The sequence below is a fragment of the Chroococcidiopsis sp. genome (genome assembly GCF_051657925.1).
Classification (GTDB): Bacteria; Cyanobacteriota; Cyanobacteriia; order Cyanobacteriales; family Chroococcidiopsidaceae; genus Chroococcidiopsis.
In genome coordinates, this window is record NZ_JBOFLP010000108.1 from 1 (window position 1) to 7,530 (window position 7,530).

Annotated in this window: 11 protein-coding genes; 2 read left to right on the forward strand and 9 right to left on the reverse strand. The window is 43.6% G+C overall.

The window, feature by feature from the left end; translation table 11 throughout:
- Together ACRC32_RS08080 and ACRC32_RS08085 are read left to right on the forward strand one after the other, a co-directional pair.
- Nucleotides 1–854, forward strand: an 854-nt coding sequence (locus ACRC32_RS08080) for a hypothetical protein (RefSeq protein WP_438553479.1), incomplete at its 5' end; no start/stop codon positions are given.
- A 10-nt stretch (nucleotides 855–864) separates the two neighbouring features.
- Complete coding sequence (locus tag ACRC32_RS08085) at nucleotides 865–1,281, forward strand: hypothetical protein (RefSeq protein ID WP_438553480.1); 417 nt, start codon at nucleotides 865–867, stop codon at nucleotides 1,279–1,281.
- A gap of 30 nt (nucleotides 1,282–1,311) precedes the next feature.
- Here ACRC32_RS08085 and ACRC32_RS08090 read toward each other — a convergent pair whose 3' ends face one another.
- The 9 genes from ACRC32_RS08090 to ACRC32_RS08130 all read right to left on the reverse strand — a co-directional run.
- Nucleotides 1,312–2,208 carry a hypothetical protein gene (locus tag ACRC32_RS08090; protein WP_438553481.1) on the reverse strand — a complete coding sequence of 299 codons (897 nt, stop codon included), beginning with the start codon at nucleotides 2,206–2,208 and terminating at the stop codon, nucleotides 1,312–1,314.
- Nucleotides 2,202–3,089 (reverse strand): hypothetical protein, encoded by an 888-nt coding sequence (locus ACRC32_RS08095; RefSeq protein ID WP_438553482.1) that lies wholly within the window; start codon nucleotides 3,087–3,089, stop codon nucleotides 2,202–2,204. The genes ACRC32_RS08090 and ACRC32_RS08095 overlap by 7 nt, the downstream gene beginning before the upstream one ends.
- Nucleotides 3,070–3,390, reverse strand: a complete 321-nt coding sequence (locus ACRC32_RS08100) for a hypothetical protein (RefSeq protein ID WP_438553483.1) — start codon at nucleotides 3,388–3,390, stop codon at nucleotides 3,070–3,072. The genes ACRC32_RS08095 and ACRC32_RS08100 overlap by 20 nt, the downstream gene beginning before the upstream one ends.
- Nucleotides 3,391–4,272 (reverse strand): hypothetical protein, encoded by an 882-nt coding sequence (locus ACRC32_RS08105; protein ID WP_438553484.1) that lies wholly within the window; start codon nucleotides 4,270–4,272, stop codon nucleotides 3,391–3,393. It lies immediately after the preceding gene.
- A complete protein-coding gene (locus ACRC32_RS08110; RefSeq protein WP_438553485.1) occupies nucleotides 4,175–5,164 on the reverse strand; it encodes a DNA cytosine methyltransferase in 990 nt (329 codons plus the stop codon). Before ACRC32_RS08110 ends, ACRC32_RS08105 begins: the two co-directional genes overlap by 98 nt.
- 126 nt (nucleotides 5,165–5,290) lie before the next feature.
- Nucleotides 5,291–5,581 carry a hypothetical protein gene (locus ACRC32_RS08115; protein ID WP_438553486.1) on the reverse strand — a complete coding sequence of 97 codons (291 nt, stop codon included), beginning with the start codon at nucleotides 5,579–5,581 and terminating at the stop codon, nucleotides 5,291–5,293.
- On the reverse strand, nucleotides 5,565–5,993 hold the full coding sequence (locus ACRC32_RS08120) for a hypothetical protein (RefSeq protein WP_438553487.1): 429 nt from the start codon (nucleotides 5,991–5,993) through the stop codon (nucleotides 5,565–5,567). Before ACRC32_RS08120 ends, ACRC32_RS08115 begins: the two co-directional genes overlap by 17 nt.
- Nucleotides 5,983–6,753, reverse strand: a complete 771-nt coding sequence (locus ACRC32_RS08125) for a DUF559 domain-containing protein (RefSeq protein ID WP_438553488.1) — start codon at nucleotides 6,751–6,753, stop codon at nucleotides 5,983–5,985. Before ACRC32_RS08125 ends, ACRC32_RS08120 begins: the two co-directional genes overlap by 11 nt.
- A partial coding sequence (locus ACRC32_RS08130) for a hypothetical protein (protein WP_438553489.1) occupies nucleotides 6,753–7,530 on the reverse strand: 778 nt, incomplete at its 5' end. The genes ACRC32_RS08130 and ACRC32_RS08125, both read right to left, overlap by 1 nt.

Genomic DNA, 7,530 nt, shown 5'->3' on the forward strand with positions numbered 1-7,530 from the left:
TTATGAATAAATCTCTTGAAGAATTAGAAGAATTAAAAATAAAATGGCTCGATAGTAAGCAAACTTTTGAATTGCTCGCACCAGGTTTTGAGGAATATTGGGAAGGACTGGAAAGATTTAAAGAAATCCATAGCGCTTCTAACCAATCTTCAAAATTTTTAAGCGCGATCGCTATCTCTTATTTCCCTACACCTGAAAATTCGGTCTTAGCTGGTAAAACTGTCCAGAGTGCTTTAGACGAAACTATCACTTCGATGGCAGAAATTAAAGCAGCCATGAATCTAGTTTTAGCTAATAATAAGCCGCCAACTTTTTACGACGCGCTTAACGATTTAAATAATAAATCTCTCGACGCTCACACGCCAAATACACCTTTTAATGGCGGAGTTTGGGTTGAAAATGTAGGAGATTGGTCGATTATTTCTAACCAAGCTAAAGCTAGCGGAATAAGCGGTAGCATGGCAACTTACGATTGCGGATTTGGAAATCGCGGAAGTTTTGAGGCTGATGTAACAATTGCTAATGTTAACACCCCTCAAGGAATTATCTTTAGATTTGCATCAAATACTTCTTATTGGAGAGCAGTTTATAGTAGTGGCAAATGGGTCTTGCAAGAGATTCAAAATGCAACTATTAGCGTTCGTGCTTCGACTCAAGTAACTGGAATAGTTTTCGGACAAACTTATAAGTTTAAAGTATTATTAGATGAAAGCAATATTTCATTTTTAGTTAACGAGCAGTTAGCTTGTTCGTGGACGGCGATTACTAATCTAACGGCGACAAAGTTTGGCGTTTATGCTAGTTCCAGTACGGGAACGCTTTTCAAAAACACAAAAGCAGTCAACTTAAATTAGGAGTATTTAAGTGCCTTACATCAGAGCTATATCAGAACAGGTTTACGACGAAAGTCTAGAGGGAAACAATTTTAAAATTAGCATGGACTTTCCAAACATTCCTAATGTGCAGGATATGGTCGAATATCCAGGAGTTCCATCGCCAAACATCGCTGTTTGCTTTATGCCCAAGATCCCTAATAGTTTGATCCAAGAAATAGCTGACAACGATAATTATGGCGATGGGTGCATACTACTAACTGGCGATAATGAAGGTGAAATTCCTAGCCAAAGTGAGTTCAACGAAATTAGGGATTTCTTGCTAAATAAACTTACTGAAGATCCGCCAACAATTTCTCAATTAGATGAAGCGATCGGCACGAGTCCTAATGGTAAAACTCGATGGGAAATTTCTCAAGATTTGATTGCTTACTTGAAAAACCGCTGAAGTGTGTGGAAGGTTGGTTTTTGGTGTGGATTAACGACGAAGAAATTTTAATTTCTTCACACTCTCTTGAAAAGCTTTGATCGGAGGTTTCCTCCGATCAAACTTTCCGCAAATAGACGAGTGGATATTCCCCTGTGTCTCTTCTTTTACAGGGTACGGAAGTAATGTTGAATGGGTCATTACGTTACCTATATTTCGTCTAAGTTTTCCACCACGAGTATATCGCTCATCGCCATATTGTTCAACGTACCTTTGCCAAAATACTTTAATAGAAGCAAAGCTCAAATATTTTCTAATGCAGCAGGATTCATAATAATCACTTATTTGTTCTCCTTGCTGTCTCTTATAAGTAAGAATCCAAGCAGCACGAAGCAACAACTCAACCCTCATGTCTTCAACTCTTGCATCAATTTTAAAATTATTGGTACTTTTAGTTAAATGCAAATATTTAGTTACTAGATTTCCAGCTTCTATAGGATAAGGATTGGGCGTTGCTGGATACCGAAAATATTTGTCTGGATGATTTTGCCAAGATAAGCAATTAAGTTTAGAGCCTTCGCGCAGATAAGTTCTAATATTAGTGAGCGACATTTCCCGCGTACCGCCACAATCGCATTGCATCAACCATGTAGGTTTACGATGTACTTTCTTACCTGTTAAAGCGATCGCAACTAAGCTACCAAATCTTTGTCCTGTGATGTCTCTAGGCTTTCTGTGAGCGTAGTTACTCTTTCCCAAGCAACCACAGGATTTTTGAGTGTTTCCTTTGCGATCAAAAGATCCTCTAGGTAGATTGATTATATTTCCACAATCGCACCGCAAGCGCCATACATATCTTGTATAAGTAGGGAAATATATTGGCTCACCCTTCCCCAAAACTACCAACCTACCAAACCGCCAGCCTGTGCAATCAGGTTTTTTCAGCATCGATTAAACTTAAATCTTTTTATAGGCAGAAGTTTTATCCCCTGTGTCTCAATTACAGGGTAGTCGTTCGATATTACGTCGGTCATCGTGCTACCTAATTCTCTTTTATTGCCACTCACATCATACAAAAATCCGCCATTGCTTTCAAATTTACGCCTCCAAAAAACGTCAATTGATGTATAACGTAAATGTTTATAAATAAGCCGTTTTTCGTACAGTTCTGATATGTGTTCTCCTTGGTTTCTACGGTAAGTAATAATCCAAGCTGCCCGCAGAAGGCGATCGCGGTTTTCATCTTCAACTGCGCTATCTATTTTGGCATAGCTCAGTTCTGTTAAAGGCAAATACTTTGCAAGCAATTCCCCTGCTTCAGTAGGATATGGGTTTGGAGTTGGAGGATACCAACAATGGATTTCAGGATGGTTTCTGACTTCACCGCAATTTATCCACTTGCATTGACGCTGTTTATGCCTAATTCTTTTTAAAGATAATTCGCACTCCTTGCCGCAATCGCATTTTAAAAACCATGTTGGCTGATTATATTTACCTTTCTTACCTGACAGGACGATCGCTGTTAAGCTCCCAAATTTCTGCCCGCTAATATCTATGGGTCGGCGCTTGTTATCAACTAAACCCCGCCGTCTTTTACAGCCGCAGGAAACTTGCCCCTTGCCGCGCCACGTTTCGGGGGGAGTATTCCCCCCGAAAGCTGGCTTATCAAAACTACCCCTTGGCAGTTCAACTATCGTGCCACAGTCACATTGCACCCGCCACAATTGACGATAGCAATTTCGGTCAAGGCGATAGCGTTTGCCGCCCTTACCTAAAACAATTAACATTCCAAATCTTTGTCCGGTGCAGTCAGGTTTCGCCGCTACCATCTTCGATTACTACAAAATTTTCTATTTGGGAGCTAAAATGCAGTCCAAAAATATGCACGCCACCAGGAACAAAAGACATGATGGCGATCGCACGAACCAAAACAAATAAGCCTTTTTCAAAAGTGGCTTGGTCTTTTGGGTAAAGCAAGTATTCGTCGGCGCGGTTAAACAATCCTTCTGGATATTCGGGCGTGTCATCTTCGCAGCGCAACCAATGCATTTCATCATCGGTTACGCCACCTCGGTTTTGGATATGGGCAATGAACCGAGGGACGTTGTGGTGTAGAAGATTTGGCAGCATTTATTGACTGATGCCATGCCATTCTTCGGCTTTAGCTAGAAACCACAAATCGCCTTCAGTGAATACTGTCTTCCGGCTAAGAGCGTCTATTATTCCAAGCGCAGGGGTTTCTAGGTCGTCACGCATAGCTAAGGCAAGAATGCGATCGCTTATAGATTTGATATTGTCTCGACATTCCTTGTCTAAATCTACTCGCTTCATCTCGCTATCTTTGCATCCAATAACCTCATTTTTTACACTAATACAGATGTGGTAAAAGTAATCAGTGATATCGTCAACAATTCCCCAGTAGCCATCGTAAGGACGCAGTGTAGAACTTCCCCTGGCTTTTACCTTCACCACATCGCCCACTTGGTACTCCGAGCGCTTAGTATATGGGGTAAAACTCTTCTCTTTGATGCGCTCAACGATTGACTTAATCTCTTTGATGGGCGCAATTTTTCCCTCCGAGGTTATTTCTGCCCAAGCTTCCCGCCTATCTTGCGGGTCTTTTAACCTGGCTATTTCCCTGCACTGCGATTCTTTATCCGGCAAAATGTGCACAGGCTGTGCACATTCCTGTAAATTTTCCAGAACTACAGCAGCATCAATCAACTGATAAGGGCGACGACGGCTAAACCTGAACCGAATATTGCAATATTCCTCAAAGGTTGCCTGAGTATTGCGATAAAGACGGCGATCGCGTATTTCTTTAAGCGCTGCTACAGCTTCCCTAAATATCGATTCAGCTTTGCTAAAAGCTTTGTCTATTTTTAGTTCTAAGTGGCTGCGATCGCGTTCTTCGTCATACGTTAATTGGTCTGGCGAGACTGGCAACTCTTGCCCAGACAACTGCGGCTTGCTGAGGAGTACAGGTGTCTCCAAGGGCGGCGATTCGTTCATGTCGATTGGGGATAGTTCGAGGTGGGGCGCAGACGATTGTTGGAGGTTGGTTTCTGTCCCACCATCCGCCAGAGTGATAGCCGTGTAACCAGTCTCTATTCCCATCATGTATTCTCGAACCTGCGGATGCGATACATGATTCTTGGGAATCAATGGTTCTAATGCTGTCTCCAAATCCATTCCTCCTTGTCTCGATTTCGAGAAACGCTTGCCCTTTACATCCGTTGCCGTTGGTGTCGGTAATAATCTCAGTTCCGTTTCTAAATTCCGTCCCTGCTTCGATCCAGTCCTTGCTCTGCCACTCGCTCCCCAGGTTGTAGGAGTTGGTAAGAGCTTTAATGCTGTCTCCAACTTGTCCCCCCCAGGCGGTCGGTACTCCTTCGATGCCCTCGAATAAGCCACTGGGGTAGGCAATAACAAACACTCGTTCTCGCAGGTGTGGCGCACCGAGTTCCTTTGCTGATACGATTTGCGGATCTTCCCACTCGTAGCCAACCATTCGGAGTCCTCCAAGCACTGCTCGAAGCCCTCGATTAACAAAACCTGCCACGTTTTCAATAACCACAAAAGTCGGGCGGGATTCATCAATAATTCGCAGCATCTCAAACCATAAATTTGAGTGTGGATTAAGCAGTCCTTCTCTTGCTCCTGCGGCGCTGAGTCCCCTGCAAGGGAATCCACCGATAAGCACGTCTGGTTTAAAGTCTGGGGTGTATGTTCTAATATCTGAGTGGATGGGAGTGTTGGGATAGTGACGCTTGAGGATTTGCTGTCTGTACAGGTTTGCCTCAACGAACTGGGCAACTCTAAAAGTATCCCTGAGTCCTGCTTCTCTAATTCCGAGTTCGCACAAAGATCCAATTCCTGAGAAGAGACTGAGGACGCTGTACATGGTCTTGCTAGTATTTCTTGATATTGCTTGGATTTAGGCTTGAAAGTGCGTTTGCAATCAGAGCAATAGGCGTTGTCTAGTCCAGCAGTAGCGCGGGTATGGGTGCAGGTACGAATAGCTTGCATCTTAAAATAGCTCCAGTTCAAGTTGCCGATTGACGGGAGCTAACGCCCCTTTCTTGTGTAACTGCGCGATCGCTACAGCTAAATCCGACTCCGTTATCTGCCAGTCCTCGCAAAAAGACTCGGTATCAACCGATATATTCAAACTGGAATAAGTAAGCTTGAGAGCTAAATAAATGTAAGCTCTGCCCGTAATTATGCCCATTTCTTGTAAGCGCATTAGTTCGGAGCGGTCAAGGCGAAATATTGCAGTATCTAAGTTGTTTGGGATGGTCACGTCAAGTAGTTGTTGCATCTTGTTTTACCGAAAAATACAAAAATCGTCGTTTATGTTTAGGGTCGCTTTTGCAAACAATGACCCCACTTTCAACTAGGCTGCGTAGCTCCCAAACCATCTGCGGCGGGGAAATACCAAGGTGCGATCGCGCCATCAAAGAGCGAAAATTAATCCCTTCTGGCTCTTGGGCAATAACTGCACGAATCACTTGGGAATAGGGAATAGGGAATGGGGAATGGGGAATGCTTTTATCCTCTTCCCTATTACCTATTACCTCTTCCCTATTACCTATTACCTCTTCCCTATTACCTCTTCCCCATTCCCTATTACTTGTTTCCCGCATAGACATCTCACAAGTACCGCCACAATATCGGCAGAGGTCTACTTGCATACCGAAGATTTGGTTGAGCTTGGCGATGTCAATCTGCATTTGCGGAACCTCTGTGAGTCTGCAAATGAAACGCCCTAAGCATTTCTATAAACAAATCAACAACTTTTTCAGGATTGTTGTAGCACTCAGTAGAAGAGAATCTTTTAATAAACCAAATGCCGTTAGCATTCCAAACCATGTCTCTAGAGTGGTCTTTAGCTGCTGACTGGTGGTATAGCTCTCCATCACATTCCAAAATTCCCCAACGCCCCTCATGACAAATTAGAAAGTCTGCTTCTTTGTTTACTCGTTGATAGTTGTCAAGCAGGCGACCTCTAGCATTAGGGAAGTACAAAACTTTGCGCTGGTCTAGGACTTGGGCAATCTTCATCTCTGACTTGGAACGAAACCTTAGTCCATTCCATTCGAGAGGAGCGGCGCGACGTTTTGGGGGCAGATTCTCTGCTCCCAAAAGCTCGCTTCCTAGCCCTTGGTTTGTTATTTCTGTTCGCGCTTCTTCAATTTCAACCTCTGAAACTTCTAGCCGAATTTTGATATCAACGCGCAAAACCGACTCAAACGCAGATTCCAGCTTTGGTAAATAAGGAGAAATCGCTTTAGCCGTTGGCTGTGACTCAACTCTAATGGTCGCCACCTTAGAAGCTAAATCAAATTCGACAAGTTCCATAAACTCAGCCAAGGCATCACCAAGCGCGTGCAGCTTTCCTGGAGGCGACCTCCAGGAAGCTTTGATGCACGCGGTTTGTTGGATTATTTGCTTCCATAAAGCAAGGGTGTGTTTGTCTACTGTGCTAGTCATTAAAACTCCACCTCTTCAAGTTCTTCATCCAACTGCAAATATTCCCACCAAACCATTGCACATCGATTGACGCAATCATCGACCAGAATCGTCCTTCCATCCTTGTAGGGGCTTGAATAATAGCCGCTAATACTTCCATTCCTTTTCGCTGTTTCAAGCAACTCCAAATGCGATGGATCGGGCTGTGGTAATTCAACAGGTGGAGCATTTATTCGTTCGGGCTTACTTGCTTCTTTGCAGGCAGTCACAAAAGCAGCTTCCAAACACTTAAAGCTCTCACCAGAGGTTAGGCGCTCTTGCAGGTGAGCGATCGCATCAGAGACATTAGGGCGATGACTCGTCACTATCTTTCTTACTGTGGTATTTAACTTAATGCCAAGTTTTCGCAACTGGGCGAAAATTTCCTCGTCTGCCTGATAGCTCCCCTCCGGTTCATTCTCCAAATCAATTTCTTTTGAACCAACAACACTCTTGTTTGTTGTTTTTAGATCGAGTTTGGAAGAGTTTGAAAGAGTATTTGCGCGCGCGCGATCTATATTATGTCCTTGTGCATCAGCGCACGGGACTGTGCATGGATGCACATCTATTTGCGTGGGCGCACACGGTTGTGCATCAGCGCACGGGACTGTGCATCCATGCACATCTATTTGCGTGGGCGCACAAGTCTCATTTTCTTCAATTTGCTGCGAGTTGCTTTGATTATCTTGGGTAGTTAATAAAGTAAGCCTGCGATTATTAATTTTTTGTCGCACTCTAGCTTTAGCAATTTCTAGGTCG

Excerpts from the sequence above, each read along its gene's own strand:
- ACRC32_RS08090 (WP_438553481.1), bottom strand. The coding sequence starts at position 2,208 with ATGCTGAAAAAACCTGATTGCACAGGCTGGCGGTTTGGTAGGTTGGTA.
- ACRC32_RS08095 (WP_438553482.1), bottom strand. The coding sequence starts at position 3,089 with ATGGTAGCGGCGAAACCTGACTGCACCGGACAAAGATTTGGAATGTTA.
- ACRC32_RS08100 (WP_438553483.1), bottom strand. The coding sequence starts at position 3,390 with ATGCTGCCAAATCTTCTACACCACAACGTCCCTCGGTTCATTGCCCAT.
- ACRC32_RS08105 (WP_438553484.1), bottom strand. The coding sequence starts at position 4,272 with ATGAACGAATCGCCGCCCTTGGAGACACCTGTACTCCTCAGCAAGCCG.
- ACRC32_RS08110 (WP_438553485.1), bottom strand. The coding sequence starts at position 5,164 with ATGTACAGCGTCCTCAGTCTCTTCTCAGGAATTGGATCTTTGTGCGAA.
- ACRC32_RS08115 (WP_438553486.1), bottom strand. The coding sequence starts at position 5,581 with ATGCAACAACTACTTGACGTGACCATCCCAAACAACTTAGATACTGCA.
- ACRC32_RS08120 (WP_438553487.1), bottom strand. The coding sequence starts at position 5,993 with ATGCAGATTGACATCGCCAAGCTCAACCAAATCTTCGGTATGCAAGTA.
- ACRC32_RS08125 (WP_438553488.1), bottom strand. The coding sequence starts at position 6,753 with ATGACTAGCACAGTAGACAAACACACCCTTGCTTTATGGAAGCAAATA.